The sequence below is a fragment of the Desulfovibrio simplex genome (assembly GCF_055387835.1).
The window spans coordinates 3718440-3740382 of record NZ_AP042377.1; the positions used below are offsets into that span (position 1 = coordinate 3718440).

Below are 21943 nucleotides of genomic sequence, written 5' to 3' on the forward strand. Positions count from 1 at the left end.
GTAAGTGAGTGTGAACCTAAAAAATAAGGTTTCTAAATTCGTTGTAGAGAAGGCACACTTCCTCATCTTGCATAAACTATAGCAACGCCTCCAACCCCTTCCTGTCCAGAATTTCCAGCAGCTTGCATGAAGGCCCGCCAGGGTTCTTTGTTCCGGCCTCCCAGGCGCGTACAGTGGCGGCACTGGTATTGATGATGATGGCCAACGCCGCCTGGCTGACATTCAGGCGGGAGCGCAGAGCCTTCACGCTGTCCGCATTGAACTGGGGCACTTGGTTAGCCCGATAGAGGGCTTCAAATTCACGCATACGCCGTTCGTCGATTAACCCGCCAGCGTGTAGACCTTGCACTGTTTCGTGCATTTCTTCAATAATACGGCTATGCTTCGTCATGATGCACCTCCAAAAAATCTCCCCTGGCAATGGCCGATTGTAAATCGTCACTGGAATAGCCAAGAAAAATCTGGGCAGCTCCTTGCAAATAGCTAAGCTCTGCCTGAGTAATATTTTCTCTGTCGTTTTTCTCAAAGCCAAATAGAAAAATCCAACGATCTTCCCGATTCGTGGCAATAAGTGTCCGAGTACTGCCGCTTTTGCCGCGTCCGGGCAAGGCCACCCGTTTTTTGTAAACATCGCCGCCCAAGTCGGCGTCTACAAGCCCTCGCTCCATCTCGCCAATAGCCTTGAGGAGCGCGTTATCGGTTAAAAGCGTTTTGCGCAGCCAACGGTTGAAGGGGCGCGTTTTCAAGATACGCTTCATGCTGTGTCCTTTCTGCGGTAAATATACTACTCAGTCGTATAGCGGTCAAGATGCTGTCCGTCTTTCTGGCAAGAGCTACGGGTTATTACGGGGTAGGGAGTTTTTTGCAACATCTCTTTCATGTGTACCTTGATACTGAACTCTTCGAAATTTCCGAAGGGTTGCCGTCATGACCACCCCCGCTCAAACTTGGTCGGGGGGGGCGGGTCTACACCGTTGCTTTTCGCGCTGCCTTCGGGCATAAAAAGCGTAGGTGCTTCTAACACCTTAAATCCTAGCGGGCCGTGGCTCATCCACGGGGTCGCTTTCCCGCATTCGCTGGTTGGCGACATTCTCTTGTCGTATGGTCTGCCGGGTGTGCGAGGAATACAATACCCTTCCGGGGAATAACTCCGCCGCCGCTAGGACGGTTAGAAGCTCCCGGCAATCGCTTTTCGGTGATTGCCAGTCTGGCAATACACCGGAGAGCTTGTCATGACCGAAGTTCCTGACCCCTATGGAAGAGCCGCTTTGTGCGATCCTTCCGCTCTTTCCCGCGTTTTTGAAGCGGCTGGTTGCCGCACACAGTCTGAACTCGCGGAATTCTTGGGCGTCCGGCAATCGTCAATTTCTGACGCAAAAAAGCGCGGTTCTGTTCCTGCCGACTGGCTGCTCACGTTGTTGTGCAAGAAGTGGATCAATCCCACCTGGGTTCTGACCGGGCAAGGGGCGCGGATGCTGCAACCGTCAGAGCACATAACTCCCATGCCTGAGAAGAGCGCCCCGATTGTCGTGCGTTGCCCTCCACACGCATGCACGACTGATGAATTGGTGCAAGAAGTTGTGAGACGCGCTGTGCGATTGATAGCTCAGAGTGAGGACGGCTGAACAGAAGTGCTCCAACAATTCAATGTCGCCCACCCCGGAGCGCCCTTATATCCGGGAAACATCGCACCCTGGACGGCGAAGATTGGGCCGTTGGCGTTATCGCCACAACGGCCTCAAACCTTATCAGCTATCCTGTTTATCTCAGTTTAGGCGGATGCTTGCGGTGCAGCGGCTTGTTTTTCAAAGCGTTCGTACAGCATGTTCAGCACAGCAAAAACATGAAACTCATATTGTTCCCCCGCATGAACCGTGGCGAGATACTTGACACGGCTCATAACCCCACAAAGGACTCGTTGATGGAACTCTCTGGCCTTTCTCTCAGGGATACCAAACATTTTTGCTGCATGAGCCACACTAACGGCATAACGGAATCTGTATAAAGTCAGCTTTAGCCGTTCGCTCCGGTTTATATTTGGTTTCTCGGCAACCCATAGCCTTATAAGTTCTTCCGCTTGTTCGACAAACTCCTCCAGGGGGATACAAGTTTTAATGTTTTTTTCTTTTCCATCCTTCCACAAACGCCAAGCCTCACTATCAGTGACTATCATAACGATCCTACATCATTCGTATTGTTGTTTGTTGTTGATTTGTTTCCCCAACACCTTCAATCTTCCGCCAATGCTCCAGATACCGCTCGTTCTTTGCCAGAGCCGCGTCACCGGCTGTGCCAAAGGCATAGGCTGCCGTGCGTTCGGCATAGAGTTGCCAGTTGCGACCTTCAGGTTTTTCTCTGATGGTGGGGCCGCACTGGCGCACAGCTTCGACCACGACTTGCTGGCTGTGGCCGGTTGCCCGCAGGCGCAGGGCGATCATGGCGTCCACCCGCGATAAATCCTCCAGGGCAAGGTGCTGGCGGATATTTTCGTAATGCGCTTGATAGGCCGCTATAGGATCGCCGGGTCGCACGTTCGCGCACGATGGGCGGCGGGGGGGCTGTGTCTGCGGCTTCCGAGTCTTGGCTGCCTCGGCGTATTCCCGCTCAATGCGGCGCGAAAGCTCCAGAGCCTTGGCACATTCCCGCTTTTCCGCCTGAAGCAACTTGACCTTGGGGAAAGAGCCGTCCTCACGCCGATGTTTGGGCTTGAGGTTGCCAAAGCCTGGTGCGCGGTGCGGGTGGATGCAGCCGGAGAGCTTTTTGTCCCCATACAGACGGTTGAGGCGCTCGGTGATGCGGTTGCCCACGTCCCGGTTGTGGGCGCTTTGCAGCTTGGGGATGGTGAGCACACACTGATAGTTGCCGGGGGAACTTTCCAGCACCACGGCGGGCCGGAAGCCGTCCTCGTAGAGCTTTTCCAGGCTCTCCCGCGTCATGTCGTCAATGAGGATATGATGCCGGGTTTCAGACAGCGGCGTGTAGTAGATGTTTTCGCCGCGCTGCTGAAGCCGGAGCATCTCCGGCATGTGCGTTTCCATCTCTTCCGGCGTGAACCCTTGGGTTGCGCCGTCTTTCTTGTCCAGAATGAAGACCTTTTTGCCGCCGTCCGGCTTCATACGGATGCAGGTGACGCGGACGCGATCCGCGTTCACAGCGGCAAGGTACTGCCGGAACTGCTGCTGTTCCGATGTGACGGCTGTGTCCATGATGTTGCGCTCCTGAGCTGGCGGCGGTGGTGCCGGTTCAAAACGCTTCCGGTGCCGCCAACGGTCGGCATGGCCGTGCAGCCCTTGCCCGCGTAACCAGGTTTCAAAGCGGGGTTTGCCTTTGCCGGGCTTCTGCCTGCGCCCCGCTTGCTGCCGAAACTGCCGCAACTCATCACGCTGGCGCATTTTCAGACGATGCCTTTCGGCGTTGAGGGCAGGTAAACCACGTTTGCCCAGACCTCCCAAAATTTGCTTTCGTTCCGTACTGTGGCGGGATTTCATGGCATCAAGGGTGCGCTGTTTTTCGGCCTTTTTCGGTTCGGAACTTGGCGCGGAATGAACGGCTTGGTATGCCTGCCATTCTTCCAGATTCACCGTGCTTACAGGTTCGGGCTGCATGGTTTCCAGCGGTGGCGGGTTGTCCTCAGCAACAAATTCCCCAAGTCTTTTGCATAGCTTGCTCAGGCCAAAATCCCGATCTATGGACGAAGCCTTCACGGCTTTTTCGCCAACAAAAACGATGGCCCCGGAGCCTTTTTTCTCCAAACGCAAGCCCTTTTCCGACAGTTTCTTGTGAAGCTCCGGCCAGGAAGTCGCGTTTTTAATGATGTCATATCCGCGTTCCTGGGCAATTCGTTGGGCAGATTTTTCGCCGGTGGCATGTTCCGCTACTATGGCTTCTTGTCGCGGTTGAACCCTTTTGGGTCGTCGATTCCGGGCCAGCTCGCCGTTTTCCATCATCGTGTAGCGGGAATTATCTTCGCTGGCCCAGCCCTGTTTGTGCTCCACCAGTGCCAGGATTTTGTGAGCCTCTTCCTTGTCAAAACCCTTGTGCGGCTGCACCACTTTTCCGGTCACAGGATGCATCCGGTTGACGGCAATGTGGACGTGATAATTTTCGGTATTGTAGTGCAGGCCATAGACGGTTTGGTGCCCGACAAGGCCCATGCGTTCCAGAAAGATGTCCACCAGTTCGTCCACCTGGGCGCGGGTGGGCTGTTCGTGTTCCTGCCATGAAAACACCCAATGGCTTACCGGCATTTTGCTGTGGACGCTCTCCTGGGCAAGCGTGATCATTTCCGCTTTCTGGCCATTATGTGTGGCGGCGAAAAAATTTCTGCTCCCGGCATGGGCGACTTTTTCCTGCGCATTGATGTTGTGCGGATAGCGGATGTAGTCCACCAGATCGCCAATTTGCCAGACCTTGGGCTTGTCCGTGTCGGTGTACTTTACCTTCTTCACGATCACGGTTTTCCGCTCCCCAATCTTTCGATGGCGCGGCCCAAAATCCGCAGGGCTTCCTCCTGCTGTTCGAGGAGTTCACGGCTGGCCCCGGCTTCGCGTAGCGTCTCAAAATGATGCTTGAGCAGGCCCCCGATGCGGCGCAATTCACGGATCGTGGCCATGTCCGTTTGCGCCACCACGGGCCTGCCCCCGAAGCCGCGCCGCCGGAGACATTCGGAAACCGAAAGTCCGGCCACGCTGGCTTGTTCCTCAAGCTGTTTTGCTTCGCCTTCCGACACCCATAGGGTGTACCGCTTATGGAATTTACGTTTCGGCTTTGCCATGCCTTTTCCCCTGTCTTTTGTTTTGAGCGCGTGAGAAGCCTGCGCCGAATGCGCTGCCTTTGGGAGTCCAGAGGGCGAAGCCCTTTGGCAGGATGGTGTAGTTGGCGTCAGACAACTACCATCCTGCCACGAAGAACCCATGACAGGGAGTGGCGTATTGATAGGGATTGAATATTTGTGCTATGCTGCCTGGAAATTCCCAAAATGGAGGCAACAGCAATGGCAGTGAAGACAAAAATTCCGGTGGAAAAGATTATGGCGGTCAAAAAAAAGCTCCAGAAGCTCCCCCCAAAAGATACGGGCAAAACCCGTGAGGAGGCTCTGGAGATACTGGCAGGGGATTTTCAGGAGGCGTTGAAAAAGGGCTATTCGCTGAAAGAAATACGCGAGATTTTGGGTGAGGAAGGAGTTACTCTGGCGTTGGGGAAAATGGAGGCGCGTCATGCGTCATCAAAATGCCCGATACAGGCATAAGGCCAGCCATACTGGTATAAACACGTTCAAAGTAGCATAGAACCCTTGACTTTTGGCTGCACCGCTAATAGTTTGAAAAAGGATACAGCATGGGCTTATATCGCTGCGATCAATGGAAAATAGCCGGAGTAAAAAATCATGGAAGACAGATGGTTATCTGTAGATGAAATCGGAGAATACTTAGGGGTGAAACGGGACACAATCTACAGATGGATCAGTGAAAAAAACTTGCCCGCCCATAAAATTGGTCGCCTATGGAAGTTCAAAAAAAGCGAAACAGATGAATGGGTACGAACAGGTGGTGCAAGTGATGCCGGTGCAGGACATGACGAAGAACAATAGCTGTCTTGCCAGAGCAGGCTTCAGTTTTGAGCTGGGTGGCGCTCACACATCACGCACAATGATGTTTGAAGAACTCTGTGCCCTGCTGTCTTATATCAATCGTGCTGCTGCTGAAAAACGCGATTATCAAAACGCAATCGTCCATGATAATTGTTTGGGCAAGCGTTCTGTCAAAACGCGCACTCTAACCAGCAGATATCTGGTTGATCTTTATTCGCTTGACCCCGCCAATATTCTTTTCAGTTCATTGTTGTATTTTTGGAATCGTGATCCTGAATCCAGGGCATTGCTTGCACTGCTTTGCGCTTACGCTCGTGACCCAATTTTTCGTAGCACAGCTCCTTATATTTTGAGTGTATCCGAAGGAAATATCGTAACGCGAGAGTCACTTGAAGCATTTATTGACGCACAAAGCCCTGGGCGTTTCAGCAAGGCTACTCTGAAATCTACCGCCCAAAACATTAATGCTACCTGGACACAATCTGGCCACCTGAATGGTCGCGCCAGAAAAATAAGAGCACAAGCTCACCCCTCTGCCGGAAGTGTTTCTTATGCACTATTTCTTGCTTACCTCAACGGCTTTCGAGGGCAGAATCTTATCCATTCTGAATACGCTAAATTGCTTGATTGTCCTTCTGGAAAAATCATCGAACTGGCAGAAGAATCCTCTCGTAAAGGTTGGCTTACCTGTAAACGAATGGGCGATATTATTGAAATTACATTTCCAAATTTAATCAGCCAGGATGAGTTGGAGCGGCTTCATGAATAAGATCAAACGGCTGACGCAATCCTACAGCAAATATATTTCTGTGCCGTGGCGCAGTGATGCCGCTGCCGCACAGCGCGTCATTTTTTGTGTTTATAATGAAATGGAAGAACGCTGGCTCAGGGCAAAAATAGATGAATTTGAATTTGCGACTAGGCAAGCAGAACACGATTGGGGGCTTTTTGACCTGACAAATACCTTTGCGATATGGCTTACCTCACAACGCTACGCCGCAAGCTATTTTCAAAAGCCACATCTTTTGCCCACGCTTTTGCCTAAGTACCTAAGTTATATAATTACAGAGTTTGAAGCTTTTTTGCAAAAACACGACTTTGGGGATGACTCTGTAGTCGCCTTGTCCGGTGTCGGCTCACTTTTTGGCCTTCTAAAAGTAAAGGATGTTGTTGATAAATTGGCACCGCTGACCTTGGGACGTTTGGTGGTGTTTTTCCCTGGCAGTTTTGAAAACAACAACTACAGATTGCTCGATGGCTATGACGGATGGAATTATCTCGCTGTGCCCATAACTGCGGACAAGGAATTTTGAACGAAGGATAGCTGATGTACAACCATGATATTTATCAAAAAGACCCGGCCACAAGAAAGCTTGTTAATGAAGGTGTGGCCAGCGTCAATGATGAAACAACCAGCCAGGCGCTGGCAGTTCTTCGTTACGAACTGGAAACGTTCGTCTGCGATGGTCAGTACGAAAAAGGGATGGCACATATCCTTGAAACGTACCTGAAAAACATCGACCAGGCTCAGCAGCCAGGCGTCTGGGTGAGTGGTTTTTTCGGATCAGGGAAGTCGCATCTTGTCAAAATGCTTCGTGCGCTTTGGGTTGATACAACCTTTACGGACGGTGCCACCGCGCGTGGTATTGCCAATTTGCCCCAAGGTATAGTCGAGTACCTGAAAGAACTGAATACACAGGCCAAGCGTCACGGTGGGCTTCATGCCGCTTCAGGTACTCTTGGCTCAGGCGCAAGCGGCAGCGTTCGTCTGGCACTTTTGCGCATTATTTTTAAATCCGCCGGATTGCCGGAACTATACTCGCTGGCTCGCTTTGTGCTCTGGTTGCGGCAAGATGGCATTTACGAACAGGTTCGTGCCCATGTTGAGCAAAATGGTTATGACTGGGACGTAGAGCTGGATAATTTCTATGTGGCAGAGGGCCTTCACGCTGCGCTCATGGCTGTTAAACCAAAGGTGTTCGCCTCCCCTGAAGCCTGCGTGGAAACCCTGAATAATCTCTACCCGTATGTTCAGGATGTTTCCAGCGATGACATGCTCAAGGCGATACGCCAGGCTCTCATAAAGGATGGGAAATTTCCTCTGACTTTGATTGTGCTTGATGAAGTACAGCAATTCATCGGTGGAAGCGCCGAACGCTCCATTGAAGTGCAGGAAATGGTAGAAGCCATTTGCAAAAATATCGGTGGAAAAATTTTGTTTGTGGGTACTGGGCAGACGGCCATTACCGGTGTTGCGCTTCTGGCGCGCCTGCAAGGCCGGTTTACTGTTCGCGTTGAACTTTCAGATGCTGACGTGGATGCTGTTATCCGGCAGGTCATTTTGGCGAAAAAGCCCGAAGCCAAGCCACAGATCGAGCAGATCATGCAGACCAACCTGGGAGAAGTTTCCAGGCATTTGGCGGGCACTACTATTGGTCACAGGCAAGAAGATATTCCTTATTTTTCTCAAGACTACCCCATTTTGCCGGTGCGCCGCCGCTTTTGGGAGAGCACCCTGCGGGTGTTGGATCAGACTGGCACCGAGAGCCAGCTACGCAATCAGCTCAGCATGATTCACAAGGTCATCCAAACCAATTTGAATGAATCGCTGGGGCATGTTGTACCCGCAGACTACCTCTACTTCGATTCAGCCGATAAATTGCTCCAGTCGCGTATATTGCCACGAAAAGTGCATGAAAAAACCTTCACCTGGTACAAGGGTACTGAAGAGGAAAGACTTATGGCCCGTGCCTGCGGCCTTGTCTTTTTGATCAATAAGCTGGGCAGCCAGAATCAGGAGCTTGGAATTAAGGCAACCGTTGATACCCTGGCGGATCTGCTGGTAGAAAATCTTTCGCAAGGCAGTGGTGCGTTGCGCAGCAAGCTGCCAGGCCTGCTTGAAAAATGCGAACTTCTCATGCGCATACAGGACGAGTATCGCATCCAGACAGAGGAAAGCACCGCTTGGAACGATGAGTTTTTAAGTCAGAAAGCCGCTCTGTCCAACGAAGCCCATCGTATTGATACGGAACGTGAAGACCGTACCCGCAAAAAGTTTGGCGAAATTGTGCGGAAACTTTCCTTGATGCACGGTAATGCCAACGTCCCTCGTGACATTTACCCAATCTTTGATACCCAACTTCCGGCAGATGCAAACCAACGTGTTTGCGTTTGGGTTCGTGATGGGTGGAGCACTGACGAAAATTCGGTACGTGCAGACGCTCGTCAAGCGGGCAATCAGTCCCCCACGGTGTTTGTGTTCATTCCAAAACGCTCTGCAGATGATCTGCGCACCCATCTTATTAATTACAAAGCCGCTGCCGCCACGCTTGATAAGCGCGGCGTACCCGGTACCCCCGAAGGTACAGAAGCACGAGCGGCTATGGAAACTGCCAAGCAAAGTGCAGAAGGCAAGATTCGTGAGCTTCTGGAAGATGCCTTTTCTGGTGCCCGTGTCTTCCAGGCTGGCGGCAATGAGGTTTTAGGCAATAACCTCCAGGATATGGTGCTGGAAGCTGCTGAAAACTCCCTGCAAAGGTTGTATCCGCAGTTTCAGATGGCAGACCACGCTCAGTGGGCCAAAGTGTATGAAAAGGCCCAAAAGGGTGCTCCCGATGCCCTGAAGGCAGTTGGCGATGAAGGCGAACCAGTCAAGAACTCTGTGTGTAAAGCCATTCTTGGCTTTCTTGCCGGTGGCAAAAGAGGGGTAGACATTCGCACCCAGTTTGAGTCCGCCCCTTATGGTTGGTCGCGCGATGCGGTTGACGGTGCCCTGCAAGTTCTGCTGGTGGCAGGTCTTGTGCGAGCGCAGGATGAACGCGGGCAAGTGCTTGACCCAAAAGAGCTGGAACGCAAAACTGTGGGCAAGGTCATATATAAAGTAGAGTCAGCCACCATCACAACTGCCCAGCGCATACAGTTGCGCAAGCTGTTTCAGAAGCTCGACCTGTCCGCCAGGCAGGGTGAAGAGTTAGCCTGTGCGCTGCCATTCCTGCAAAAAATGTTGACCTTGGCCGAACAGGCAGGAGGAGAGGCTCCCAAGCCGCCACGGCCTGACACGGCATTTCTGGAAGAACTTCGGCTCACGGCGGGCAATGAACAGTTGCTTGCCATCTACAATCAGCGTGAAAACCTGGCCAACAGTATCGACAGTTGGACAGACCTTGCCGGGCGTATAGCCGGGCGCTGGCATACATGGCTGGCACTGAAACAGCTTGCAGCCCATGCGGCCAACCTTTTGGAAGCAAACATGATTTTGGCGCAGGTGCGAATTATTGAGAACAAGCGCCAGTTGCTGGACGAACCCGATGCCATAACTCCGCTTTGCGCCAGCTTAACCCAGCTTCTGCGTGAAGAGTTAAATCGGCTTGATGATGCATACGCTGCTTGCCATGAAGAAGGCATGAAGAAACTGGCAAGCGACGAGAATTGGCAGCGGCTGAGTCCAGAGCAACGCTATCCGCTCATGTCCGAACAAAACCTGCATGAGACAGCCCGCCCGGCAGTGAACGTGCAAACCACGGCGGATGTGCTGAATACGTTGAACTATTGCACTCTGGACATGTTTAATGACAAAGTTGCGGCCATGCAGGGGCGTTTTGACAACGTGCAGAAGGCCGCCGCCGAATTGTGTGAACCTGAAGTGCAGTTTATCTCAATACCGCGCCGCACCCTGAAAACCCCTGAAGAAATCGACGCCTGGGCAGATGAAACCAAACAGTTACTGAAAGCAGCCCTGAATAAAGGGCCTGTTGTGATAAAATAGGGGGAAGCATGATTTCTTCACTCACGATAAAGAATTTTAAAAGTTATTCTGAAGCGACCCTTCTATTGTCAAAAATGACGTTTTTGATAGGCCCGAACGCATCGGGTAAGAGTAATGCCTTAGAGGCCTTACGGCTTTTAAATTGGTTGGCAAAAGGAAGCCGCCTGGATGATATCGAGCGCAATATTCTTGGCGCAGATACGTTTATCCGTGGGCAAGCTACAGACTTGTTTCTTGACGGCGACGATAGTCTGTCACTGGATTGTTTTGTTCCAACGACTGAAGATGGATGGAGTTTTTTTCATATTGCCTTGGGCTTGGTGTCAGGAAGACTTACTCTCACAGCGGAATCGGTGTCCAGCCCAGTAGAAAATTTACCTCTTTATACAGTTGACGGCGCACCAAAAATCCACACAAACACTGTATCTGTTCAATATAATAATTTTAAAAAAGGCAAACATAAGCCTCATATTACCTGTTCAAATCAACAAGCAATATTTTACCAGCTCGAAACACCAGGACGCTTTGGAAAAGAGCATGAAAAATCACAAAAACTAATACCAGCCGTAACAAAATCTATTCGTGAAACATTGCAGAACATTGTTTTTCTTGACCCTCGCCCCGCATCAATGCGTTCCTATGCTTTTGCAAATAAAGATGATGAAATAAAAGAAGATGGTTCAAATGTTTCAAGTGTTCTTTATAGGATTTGCAACCAGGGAGAAGAGCATAAAAAAGAACTTCTTTCGTTCATTTGTTCATTACCAGAGCAAGATATTACAGATATTTCTTTCATAAAGACAGAGCGAAATGATGTAATGGTACGATTGCATGAATCGTTTGGTGATAAAGAACGCACTGTTGACGCCCCGCTTTTGTCGGACGGAACATTACGAGTCCTGTCTATCGCAGCGACATTGTTTAGTACCCGTGCGAATGGCCTTGTTATTATAGAAGAAATTGACAATGGTGTTCATCCAAGTCGAGCGGAAACACTAGTAAGTCAAATTTTGCATATTGCTTCAGTCCGTAATCTTCATGTGCTAATTACCTCTCATAATCCCGCCCTTCTTGACGCTGTACCGGATGAAGCCTTGGGCGATGTGCTATGTTGTTACCGTGACCCTATCACAGGATACAGCCAAATAACACGTCTTGATAGCTTAGAACGCTACCCAGAACTGATTGCACAGGGAACCTTGGGCCAGCTCGCAACAAAGCGCATTCTGGAGCGCTTTTTAAAGGACAGCACAACTTCGCAAGAACGCAAAGCTGCGGCCCTGTCTTGGTTGGATGAGTTAAAGCGAGAGAGGGCTGCCCAATGAGTGCGGTATGTCTGATTGACACCTCTATTTTTGCGGAAATATTAGATGTACCTGCAATGGCACACAAGCGTGATGAAATACTAGAAGCGCTTCACCAAAAAATTCTAGCTAAAGAATCTTTATTTTTGCCAATGGCGACCATTTTAGAAATAGGCAATCATATCGCGCAAAATGGCGATGGGGCACAGCGCCGTAGATGCGCAGAGCGTTTTGTAGAACAGGTACAGAAAGCTCTCGATGGAACAATTCCGTTTACTCCTCTCAATTTTCCCACGAGAGATGACATGCAAAGATGGTTGGCAGGTTTTCCTGATTCAGCCATGCGCGAGTCAGGAATAGGCGATTTGTCCATCATACATGACTGGGAACGCCAATGTGAACTCCATCATGCCCGCCGAGTCTACATTTGGTCGCTTGACGAGCACCTTTACGCCCATGACCGTCCTGCAAAAATATAGGATACCCCCATGCCTACCCTCGACAAAACCCTACGCGCCCGCCTGGAGCGCACGGTCAGAGAAGCCCGTACCATAGCGGAAAACGCCGCTCGTGCCGCACTTGGTCAGCTTGGCGTAGACGAACAGGTGGTTCCTGCACATCTGAACGAAGCGCAACGCGAATTGCGGCGCAAACTCAGGGCGCACGGACGGCAGCTTGGCGATGCGCTGAACGGCGACAAAGTGCAGAAAATGGATCGTCTGGTGGAAGAGGTGGCCTATGAGCATTGGCACCGTATGCTCTTTGCCAGCTTTCTGGCGGCAAACAACCTGCTCATGTATCCCGACCCGGAAGCTCCCGTGGCGGTGACGCTGGAAGAATGCGAAGACCTGGCCGCCGATGAAGGCGCAGCTAATGGTTGGGAACTGGCCGCCCGTTTTGCCGCCCGCATGTTGCCGCAGATTTTCCGGCTGGATTCCCCGGTGTTCCAATTGGCCTTGCCCCCGGAGCATCAGCAAAAACTCGAACGCTTGCTGGCAGAACTGCCGCAAGAAGTCTTTTTTGCCTCTGACAGCCTTGGCTGGGTCTACCAGTTCTGGCAGGCGGACAACAAAGATGCCATCAATAAATCCGAAGTAAAAATCGGTAGCCGCGAACTGCCCGCAGTCACGCAGCTCTTCACCGAACCGTATATGGTGAGTTTCTTGTTGGACAACGCCCTGGGCGCGTGGTGGGCCGCACGGCGTTTGACAGCAGAAGACCTGAAAAACGCCAGCAGCGAAGAAGAGCTGCGCCAAAAAGCCGCCATACCCGGTGTTCCCCTCGAATATCTGCGCTTTGTACAACTGGATGACGGCACATGGACACCGGCAGCGGGCACCTTTGCGGAATGGCCAAGTCTGGACAAGTTGAAATTGCTCGATCCCTGCTGCGGCTCAGGCCACTTTCTGGTGGCGGCATTTTTAATGTTGGTGCCCATGCGGCGAACATTGGAGGGCTTGACCACAGAACAGGCTATTGATGCGGTGCTGCGCGACAATATCCACGGGCTGGAGCTTGACCAGCGTTGCGTGGAACTGGCGGCCTTTGCGCTGGCCTTTGCCGCCTGGACGTATTTTAATCCTGATCCGGCAACAACCTTTGGCTTTGGCCCAGGTTGGGCTGGTTGGGGCCAGGGTACATTTGCCAGTCGGGCGGGCTATCGGCCCTTGCCGCCCCTGAACGTGGCTTGTTCGGGGGTACATGTTACGGCGGACAAAGCTACATGGACGGGGCTTGCCAAACCCAACACAGGACTGCGCAACGCACTGGATTTGCTGCACGATGAGTTCCGTCAAGCTCCGGTGTTAGGTTCGCTGCTCGACCCTTCAGCATCCATTGCTGCCAGGCTTGCGGATATGACCGAGTTGCAGCCAGCCCTACAACAAAGCCTGCATGAAGAAGACGGCATAGAGTACGAAGCCGCCGTGGCCGCACAGGGCCTTGCCAGGGCGGCTTTGCTGCTGGGTAAGAAATATGAGTTGGTCATCACCAATGTGCCCTATCTGGCCCGTGGCAAACAGGGTGATGCCCTGCGCGACTTTTGCGAAACGCACTACCCTGAAGCCAAGAATGATCTGGCCACGGTCTTTCTGGAACGCTGCCTGAACCTGTGTGCTGCCGGGGGCACATCTTGCATTGTGCTACCGCAAAACTGGCTTTTCCTGACCACCTACAAGAAATTTCGTGAGAAACTGCTGAAAAAGCATGTGTGGCATATGCTGGCAAGGCTGGGGGCCGGTGCCTTCGCTACCATCAGCGGTGAAGTGGTCAAGGCTGTTTTGCTTGCCATGAGCCGTGGCTCTTCCCCCCGGCACGACGGCCTCATGAGTGAAAAGCCCTCCATACATCTCTTGCGCGGCCTGGATGTTGCCGAAGCCACCAATGCGCACGAAAAAGCCACGGCCTTGAAGGTAGAAGCCGTGCAAAGCGTGGAGCAGGCAAGGCAGTTGGCTAATCCCGATGCACGGGTAGTTTTTTCTGAAGGCAATGATGTAGCATTTTTAAGTAAACATTGCACTTGCATAGAAGGGATTTCTACAGGAGATATTCCACGATATGTAATGTTCTTTTGGGAATTTAATATTATAAATCCAGATTGGAAATGTTTCATTCAAAACGTGACAACTTCAGAGTTTTATAATGGACGGTCAGAGATAATTCGCTGGGAAAACGCAAAGGGTAGTCTGCACAACAGTCCAACGGCACACAATTTTCCTTCAAAAAATATGAATGGATACGCTGTATTGGGGAATACAGGAATTCGTATTACCCAAATGGGCAAACTCCCAGTAACCCTTTACAGCGGTGAAATATTTGGCAAAAACGGCGGAACACTTATCCTTAAAAGCAACAAAAACCTGCCTGCAACATGGGCTTTTTGTGAATCAATAGCATATAGTGGATTGGTTCGAGAAATCGATCAGTCTATGGCAGTCACCGTTGGCTCGATGATAAAAATCCCCTTCGACCTTGACCACTGGACTGCCGTTGCCGCCGAAAAATACCCTCACGGTCTGCCCAAGCCCTATACCGACGACCCCACGCAGTGGATATTCCACGGCCACCCTTGCGGTTCTGTTATTTGGGACGAAGACGCCAAGCTGACAGCCCACGGCCCGCTGCGACAGGACGCCACTGTGCTGGATGTGGCTGTGGCCCGCCTGCTGGGCTACCGCTGGCCCGCCGAACTGGATGCAAACATGGAGCTGGCGCCGGAACAGCGCCAGTGGGTAGAGCGTTGCGACGCTCTTTTGCCCTATGCCGATGATGACGGCATCGTGTGCATTCCCCCGGTGCGCGGCGAAGCTGCCGCGCCTGACAGGCTGCTGGATTTGTTGGCCGCCGCCTATGGCCCGGCCTGGAGTAGCGAAACCCTTTCCGCCTTGCTCACCCAGGCCGACCACGCTGGCAAAACCTTGGAAACCTGGCTGCGCGAAAAGTTCTTTGCCCAGCATTGCAAACTGTTCCAGCACCGGCCCTTTATCTGGCATGTCTGGGATGGCCTGCGCGACGGCTTTTCCGCCCTGGTCAACTACCATAAGCTGGATTATAAGAACCTGGAAACGCTCACCTATACCTATGTGGGCGACTGGATAAGCCGCCAGAAGCAAGACCAGCAGAACGGCATTGACGGTGCGGGCGAACGCCTGGCCGCCGCCGAATCCCTCAAGAAAAAGCTGGAACTGATCCTTACGGGTGAAGCCCCCTACGACATCTTTGTTCGCTGGAAAGCCTTGGACAAACAGCCCATCGGCTGGAACCCTGATCTTAACGATGGCGTCCGCCTGAACATCCGCCCCTTCCTCTCCGTGCCTGATGTAGGCAAAAAAGGCGCGGGCATCCTGCGCGACAAACCCAATATCAAATGGGACAAAGACCGGGGCAAGGATGTGGAATCCGCCCCCTGGTATCATGCCTTCAATGGCGACCGCATCAATGACCACCACCTGACTCTGGCGGAAAAACAAGCCGCAAGGGGAGTGACGCAATGACCAGCTACACGAGGGCACGATTTTGGAAGTGCGCGCTTCAGGTAAATCCTTCGGAGTATATACGCTTTCGAGGTGAAAACCACGGAATGCAAGAAGCAGAGTATAATGCTCAGTTGGTTCACTATGCCAAAGAAAACGCTATAAAAGTTATTGGGCTGGCACATCATGGAAGTGTTGAAGGTGCCGATGCCATAAGAAAAGCGCTAGACGAAGAAGGCATTCTTGTCTTTCCAGGATTTGAAATATCTTCAAGTGAGCAGATACATTTTGTTTGTTTATATTCTGAAGAAACAACTACAGAAGAATTGCATCGCTATCTTGGAGACTTGCAACTCCTTAACCCAAGTGATGGCATACGCCCTTCCTCGTTAAGCGCATATCAGCTTATTGAGAAAGTTGTAAAAAACCACCACGGTTTTATTTATGCTGCACATTGCGTCAATGAAAGCGGGCTTCTTAATAAAAAGAATCCACATATCTGGAAAAATCCTCTTCTCAAAGCTGCGCAAATAGCAGGCTCTATTGAAGACCTCACTGGTGTTGATGGCGATTTTTATCGCAAGACTATTTTGAATAAAGAACACGCCTATAAGCGTGAGTATCCTATGGCAATTATCAATGCTAAGGACGTAGCAAGACCTGAAGAATTGGGAGATTTAAGGTCTTCATGTCTCATAAAAATGACCAAGCCAGGCTTTGAAGCATTTAAATTGGCGTTTCAAGATCCTGAATCACGGGTGCGTTTAAACAGCGATGTAGAAGAGAAATATTATTCACAATTAACGAATCTAAAAATAACAGGAGGTTACCTGGACAATCTTTGTATTGAGTTTTCTGAGCATTTGAATGCCGTCATTGGTGGGCGCGGCACTGGAAAATCCACGCTCTTGGAGTGTCTCCGTTATGTTTTAGGAAAAACCCCTATTGGTAAAAATGCTCAAAAACAACATACAGAAATTATAAAAGAAAATATTGGAAAAAATAAGGCGCGCATTGACCTTTCCGTGCTCTCTTCAGCCATGAACGGCCAACAATTTACCATATCACGGCGCTACGGCGAAAATTTAGTTGTGCTGGATGCAGAGGGTAAACCTTCAAATTTTTTACCTGATGATTTGCTGCCTGGTATTGAGTTCTTCAGTCAGAACGAAATTTACGAAATAACCCAGGATCAAGAGGGTCAGCGTAACTTGCTTGAACGCTTTTTGGATAGTGGACATGGCGAGCTTGAAGCCGTCATCCGCGAAGCAATGACAAAGCTTACTGAGAATCGTAAACAAATTGTCCAGGCCAGTAACGATGTTCAGGCTTTAGAAGATCAGGTTGCGCGGTTACCAAAAATTGATGAACAGCTTGGCATGTTTAAAAGTCTAGGAATAGAAGAAAAACTCAAGGCTATTCCTGTGCTGGAAAAGTCAAAGCGTTTGTTAAACCGTGCAGCCGAGCAAGAAGGTTCAGCACTGCAAAAGGCAATACATACGCTTAAAGATAATTATCCAGATACCGCTTTCTTAAGTGACGCTGCTTTAGAAAATATCCCCCAAGCAGAGAACTTTAGAAAAATCAAGGCAGAACTAGATAAAATCCAGCCATATACTGAAGGGTTGTTGGCGCAGTGGGTGTCCTTTTATGCAGAAGTGCATAAAAGGATAGCTATGGTAGCTCAAGAAATCATAGCTGCGCTAGCCTCGGAAGAACGTGCACTTGAAGCCGTTTTCGCAGAGTTGCCAACCAGTGCGGGTAAAAGTGGCCAGGAAATAGGTATGGAGTATCAAAAGCTTCTAAAAGAGCGAGAACGTATTATTCCGGCACAGGCCACAAAGTCAACAAAGGAGCAGTACTTAAATTCACTTAAACAACAGCGAACTGCTATTCATAATGAGCTTTCTCAAGTCCGTGCAGAGCGTGCCGCACGATTTGAGCGTGCTTTAAAGAGAACCAATAAAAGACTGGATGGCAAACTAAAATTAACAATAAAGCCAGAGGCAGACCGCAAGCCAATGTTGAATTTTTTACTTGGATGCCATCTTGAAAATGTTGGAGTTGCGCGGTTAAGCTGGGTAGAGCAAGTATCTGATTTTTCTCCGCTGAAGCTCTCAGGCCTCATACAGAGTGGCAGTGAAGCACTAAAAAGTGCAAATTGGCAGATTCCGCCCTCTGTAGCGGATGCTTTACCGCGTATGTCTTTAGAGCAGCGCTTACAGCTTGAAGAAATTGAATTGCCTGATCAGGTAAATATAGAACTGAATGTCAGTCATGGTGACGAAAAGAACTATAAAGACCTTAATAGACTTTCTACAGGGCAACAATGCACAGCTATTTTACACCTTTTATTGTTGGATAATAAAGACCCACTTGTCATGGATCAACCCGAAGACAACTTAGATAATGCATTTATTGCAGAGCGAATTGTTGCAGAGTTACGACGAGCCAAGATTTCAAGGCAGTTTTTGTTTGCCACTCATAACGCAAATATTCCTGTGTTTGGAGATGCAGAATGGATAGGTGTATTCAGCGCTGATGATGGCAAGGGATGTATGCCGGAAGAGTCACAAGGGGCTATAGATGTGCCCGCCGTGCGTGATCAGGCTGCTGAAATTCTTGAAGGCGGCAAGGCGGCATTTACTATGCGTAAAGATAAATATGGCTATTGAGGTGCTCAATGCTTCGTTCGGAGTTGTTTGAAATTATTGCTAATGGTGAAAATTCAGGCGTTGAGTTCAAGCGCGATGATGTGCGCCCGGAACAATTAGCTAAAGAAGTAGTTGCCTTTGCCAATTTGCTTGGTGGCCGAGTTTTGTTAGGGGTAGAAGATGATGGAACAATTACTGGCCTGCAAAGGCCGAATCCACAAGAATGGGTGCTTAATGTTTTTCGGGATAAAGTGCATCCTCAAATTATTCCATTTTATGAGGAAGTGCTTCTTGAAAACAATATCCGAGTCGGTGTGGTCACACTTACAGCTGGCATATCTAAGCCCTATGTTGTGCGTCACAACAATAGAGAAGAGATTTATATTAGAATGGGTGACAGGTCTGAGCTTGCAACGCGTGAACAGCAGGCCAGACTGTTCCAGGCCGGTGGTTTGCTTCATGTAGAAGTGTTACCGGTGGCAGGCTCTTCCTTCCGTTCGTTGGATTTAAATCGAATGGAATACTATCTTCGCGACATCATGCATGACCCCAGCATTCCAGCGACAGACGAAGCATGGATCGAGCGCCTTTTGGGCTTAGGGCTTATGGCAGAAGACGGCTTTGGAAACAGGGTTTGTTCCATAGCAGGACTGCTTTGTTTTGGCATATCTCCAAGACGTTTTCTTGGTCAGGCTGGCATTCGGTTTATGGTGTTTGAAGAGCTTGATAAAGAATACCGGGCTGTATTTGATACTGTGCTGGATGGCCCGCTAGTGGGGCGATGGGAAACGGCTGAGGCAGGACAAAGAATCCTGGCTGATGAAGGCATCATTGAAAAATTTTCCTCTGCGATCATGCCTTTTGTCACAGAAGAATCCGGCACTGTGGATCACAACATGCGGCGTGATGTTTCTTGGCTTTACCCGTGGGAGGCTTTGCGTGAGGCAGTCATAAATGCCTTGGTTCACCGTGATTGGACAAGATCAGTAGATATTGAAGTTGTGTGTTATGCAGATCGGCTGGAAGTCATTAGTCCTGGAAGACTGCAAAACTCAATGACAATAAGTAAGATGATCGCTGGGCAGCGCTCTCCTCGTAATACCTTGGTTGTAGAAATTCTGCGGGACTATGGCTATGTGGACTCTCGTGGTATGGGGGTACGCACAAAAATTATCCCGTTGATGCGGCAGCATAACCATGTTGATCCTGCTTTTGAGGCGACTGATGACTATGTAAGAGTCGTGTTGCCCCGACAAGTTCATAGATAACTGACGCCAATGTGTGAACATGTTTGCTGAAAAGGTATTGTATGTATGACCATCCTAGACCATCTCCTCAAATCCATCCGTGCTGCCGCAGTCTTCAACCCTGAAATACAGGTAGCTCCTGCCTGCATTCTGTGGCCAGATCATGACCGGCAATGGCAAGCCGTTATGCCCCTTCTCCAGGCACGGTTGCCGGAACTCTTGGTTTTGGGCGACTATGCTCCGGACAAGCGCACTGGGCCTGCTATCTGGCTGCGTTGTGTTCTGGCGGGTTGCATTGAAGATGCCACGCTTCCGCATGAACACACGCCTGTTTTATATCTCCCCGGAGTGAGCCGCCAGGATTTGCGGGCCATTGAAAGCTGCGCCGATCACCTGAAGCCCTTGGCCGAACTACAGTATCGTGGCGTAATCTGGTCGCAGGGCAATGGCAAGGACTGGACAATACTTGCCTGGTTAAAATCCGATCAGGGTGGTCTTGGGCTGGACGTGGCACAAGATAGCGAGGCCAAACAAGCCATGCAGCTTGCGCTGCACCGTCTTCTTGATGAAGATGTGAACTTGTTGAAAGGTAAGCGGCTGGACAAGGATTATTTCAATATGCTGCTTACAGGGGGCGATCCTGCTCGTGATGTACTGCAATGGCTTGACCAGGGAGATAGCTTCCAAGCCAGCCGTGAGGAACACGAGTGGAAAGCGTTTTGTGAAGTATGCAAGTCGCAACTGGCCTTCAGTCCGTTGACTGAAGGTGTTCTTGAGGGATGCACCAGGCTGGCCAATCACAAAGGCCCCTGGCTTTCTATTTGGGAGCGTTTTTGTGAAGCCCCTGGGCGGTACCCGAATATTCCTGCGCACATCAGAAAATGCAGTCCTCCAAGTAATACCCTGATCTGGCTCTCGCACGAGGCAGAAGACTTTGAGGGCTGGCCGCAGTGGAACGAGGCGCAGGAAAAGAGTTTACAAAATGAACTTATGAGCCTTGCCAGTTTGCCTCCTCATGAAGCACGAGCAAAAATAGCGGTATTTGAAAACAATCATGCACACAGACGATCCCTGGTTTGGGCACAGCTTGGCGAGGCTCCTTTAGCCTGTGCATTGGCGCACCTTGCCACTCTCGCAGAAACATCCTCCGGCCTGGCTGCCGGGTCTGTGGATGATCTTGTCAAAAGCTACGCAAGTCATGGCTGGCAGGCTGATGCTGCTGCTGTGCAGGCGTTGGCGCATGTTAACGGCAAAGCCGATGTCGAAGCCGTTTCCGCTGCCATTCGATCTGTCTACCTTCCGTGGATGGAAGCATCTGCACGGCATCTCCAAAAAATAGTTGCTGAGGGTTCCTATCCTGGGGCTTCTCTGGCAGCACAAAATACTGTGTTCAACCCCGGCGACTGCCTTCTCTTTGTTGACGGCTTGCGCTTTGACACAGCCCAACGCCTAAAAACGGTTCTTGAATTATGTGGTCATACCATAGCTGCAAAGCCTGTTTGGGCCGCTCTGCCCAGTGTCACCGCTACCGGAAAACCGGCAGTAAGCCCTGTTAAAAGCCATTTTACCGGCCACGATGACATGGCTGATTTTGAGCCTTCAGTGGCAAAAACCGGCCATTCGCTGAAGGGAGGCTACCACCTGAAGAAAGCGTTGGCTGATGCGGGCTGGGTTCTCTTGGAAGGAGCCGGAGTTGGCGACGGTCAGGGCATGGCCTGGGCCGAAGTTGGCGATATTGATCATGAAGGCCACGACCGGGGTTGGAAACTGGCAAAGCATCTTGATGCCTGCATCTTGGAAATACGAGATCGTGTCAATGAGCTTCTTGCGGCAGGCTGGAAGCAGGTCATTGTGGTCACAGATCACGGCTGGCTGTTGCTCCCAGGCGGGTTGCCCAAGGTTGAACTTCCCATAGCCCTTGCGGACAATAAATGGGGACGTTGCGCATCGCTGAAAGCCGGTGCAGCTTGTGAGGAGAGGTTATACCCTTGGTATTGGAATCCTAACCATTTTGTGGCCCTTGCCGATGGGGTGAGTTGCTTTAAAAGTGGGCAAGAGTATACACATGGCGGCCTCAGCCTTCAGGAGTGCCTGACTTTACAACTGACAGTGACAAAAGGTGAGCGTTCCTCTGCTGAAATGCCCATCGTATTTTCTGATGTGATTTGGAAAGGATTACGGTGTACCGCTGCCATTGAAGGCGCGTTTTCAGGAGTGTTTGATATACGCAAACAAGCTGGTGATGCTTCTTCCAGCGTAGTTGTGTCTGAAAAGGCTTTTAAAGAAAATGGAACGGCTTCGGTAGTCGTTGAAAATGAAGAGCTGGCAGGACAACAGGCTTTTGCGGTTCTACTTGATGCAAATGGAACGCTGGTTGCACAACGCGCAACCATTATAGGCGAGGGCTGAGAA

At 50.6% G+C, this 21943-nt stretch carries 17 protein-coding genes; 12 read left to right on the forward strand and 5 right to left on the reverse strand.

Annotation, left to right across the window (positions count from 1 at the left end; genetic code table 11):
* Nucleotides 1-76: 76 nt before the first annotated feature.
* The gene (locus tag ACZ5DH_RS15155; RefSeq protein WP_464255068.1) at nt 77-391 is read right to left on the reverse strand and encodes a helix-turn-helix domain-containing protein; all 315 of its coding nucleotides are present in this window, start codon (nt 389-391) and stop codon (nt 77-79) included.
* Nucleotides 378-758 (reverse strand): type II toxin-antitoxin system RelE/ParE family toxin, encoded by a 381-nt coding sequence (locus tag ACZ5DH_RS15160; RefSeq protein WP_464255069.1) that lies wholly within the window; start codon nt 756-758, stop codon nt 378-380. Before ACZ5DH_RS15160 ends, ACZ5DH_RS15155 begins: the two co-directional genes overlap by 14 nt.
* Before the next feature lie 474 nt (nt 759-1232).
* On the opposite strand from ACZ5DH_RS15160, the gene ACZ5DH_RS15165 reads away from it, so the two are divergent.
* The gene (locus tag ACZ5DH_RS15165; RefSeq protein WP_464255070.1) at nt 1233-1625 is read left to right on the forward strand and encodes a helix-turn-helix domain-containing protein; all 393 of its coding nucleotides are present in this window, start codon (nt 1233-1235) and stop codon (nt 1623-1625) included.
* A 146-nt stretch (nt 1626-1771) separates the two neighbouring features.
* Here the strand turns inward: ACZ5DH_RS15165 and ACZ5DH_RS15170 are convergent, their stop codons facing one another.
* Genes ACZ5DH_RS15170 through ACZ5DH_RS15180 form a run of 3 tightly spaced genes read right to left on the reverse strand, consistent with a single transcriptional unit; the run spans nt 1772 to nt 4774 of the window.
* On the reverse strand, nt 1772-2173 hold the full coding sequence (locus ACZ5DH_RS15170) for a hypothetical protein (protein WP_464255071.1): 402 nt from the start codon (nt 2171-2173) through the stop codon (nt 1772-1774).
* A 7-nt stretch (nt 2174-2180) separates the two neighbouring features.
* On the reverse strand, nt 2181-4454 hold the full coding sequence (locus ACZ5DH_RS15175) for a DNA-primase RepB domain-containing protein (protein ID WP_464255072.1): 2274 nt from the start codon (nt 4452-4454) through the stop codon (nt 2181-2183).
* A complete protein-coding gene (locus tag ACZ5DH_RS15180) occupies nt 4451-4774 on the reverse strand; it encodes a plasmid mobilization protein (RefSeq protein WP_464255073.1) in 324 nt (107 codons plus the stop codon). Before ACZ5DH_RS15180 ends, ACZ5DH_RS15175 begins: the two co-directional genes overlap by 4 nt.
* 219 nt (nt 4775-4993) lie before the next feature.
* Between ACZ5DH_RS15180 and ACZ5DH_RS15185 the strand changes: the two genes are divergently transcribed.
* The 11 genes from ACZ5DH_RS15185 to pglZ all read left to right on the forward strand — a co-directional run bounded on the left by ACZ5DH_RS15185 (nt 4994) and on the right by pglZ (nt 21940).
* Complete coding sequence (locus ACZ5DH_RS15185) at nt 4994-5248, forward strand: hypothetical protein (RefSeq protein WP_464255074.1); 255 nt, start codon at nt 4994-4996, stop codon at nt 5246-5248.
* 138 nt (nt 5249-5386) lie between these two features.
* Nucleotides 5387-5590 (forward strand): methylation-associated defense system helix-turn-helix domain-containing protein MAD1, encoded by a 204-nt coding sequence (gene mads1, locus ACZ5DH_RS15190; protein WP_464255075.1) that lies wholly within the window; start codon nt 5387-5389, stop codon nt 5588-5590.
* A complete protein-coding gene (locus ACZ5DH_RS15195) occupies nt 5574-6359 on the forward strand; it encodes a hypothetical protein (RefSeq protein ID WP_464255076.1) in 786 nt (261 codons plus the stop codon). The genes mads1 and ACZ5DH_RS15195 overlap by 17 nt, the downstream gene beginning before the upstream one ends.
* The gene (locus ACZ5DH_RS15200) at nt 6352-6903 is read left to right on the forward strand and encodes a BREX protein BrxB domain-containing protein (protein ID WP_464255077.1); all 552 of its coding nucleotides are present in this window, start codon (nt 6352-6354) and stop codon (nt 6901-6903) included. The genes ACZ5DH_RS15195 and ACZ5DH_RS15200 overlap by 8 nt, the downstream gene beginning before the upstream one ends.
* A gap of 14 nt (nt 6904-6917) precedes the next feature.
* A complete protein-coding gene (gene brxC / locus ACZ5DH_RS15205) occupies nt 6918-10355 on the forward strand; it encodes a BREX system P-loop protein BrxC (RefSeq protein WP_464255078.1) in 3438 nt (1145 codons plus the stop codon).
* Between the two features lie 8 nt (nt 10356-10363).
* The gene (locus ACZ5DH_RS15210; protein ID WP_464255079.1) at nt 10364-11680 is read left to right on the forward strand and encodes an AAA family ATPase; all 1317 of its coding nucleotides are present in this window, start codon (nt 10364-10366) and stop codon (nt 11678-11680) included.
* Entirely contained in the window at nt 11677-12138 is a 462-nt protein-coding gene (locus ACZ5DH_RS15215; protein WP_464256588.1) for a hypothetical protein, read from the forward strand. The genes ACZ5DH_RS15210 and ACZ5DH_RS15215 overlap by 4 nt, the downstream gene beginning before the upstream one ends.
* 9 nt (nt 12139-12147) lie before the next feature.
* Nucleotides 12148-15651 (forward strand): Eco57I restriction-modification methylase domain-containing protein, encoded by a 3504-nt coding sequence (locus tag ACZ5DH_RS15220; RefSeq protein ID WP_464255080.1) that lies wholly within the window; start codon nt 12148-12150, stop codon nt 15649-15651.
* Nucleotides 15648-18305 carry a TrlF family AAA-like ATPase gene (locus ACZ5DH_RS15225; RefSeq protein ID WP_464255081.1) on the forward strand — a complete coding sequence of 886 codons (2658 nt, stop codon included), beginning with the start codon at nt 15648-15650 and terminating at the stop codon, nt 18303-18305. Before ACZ5DH_RS15220 ends, ACZ5DH_RS15225 begins: the two co-directional genes overlap by 4 nt.
* 8 nt (nt 18306-18313) lie before the next feature.
* Complete coding sequence (locus ACZ5DH_RS15230; protein ID WP_464255082.1) at nt 18314-19552, forward strand: RNA-binding domain-containing protein; 1239 nt, start codon at nt 18314-18316, stop codon at nt 19550-19552.
* 45 nt (nt 19553-19597) lie between these two features.
* Nucleotides 19598-21940 carry a BREX-1 system phosphatase PglZ type B gene (gene pglZ, locus ACZ5DH_RS15235; protein WP_464255083.1) on the forward strand — a complete coding sequence of 781 codons (2343 nt, stop codon included), beginning with the start codon at nt 19598-19600 and terminating at the stop codon, nt 21938-21940.
* Nucleotides 21941-21943: the final 3 nt, after the last annotated feature.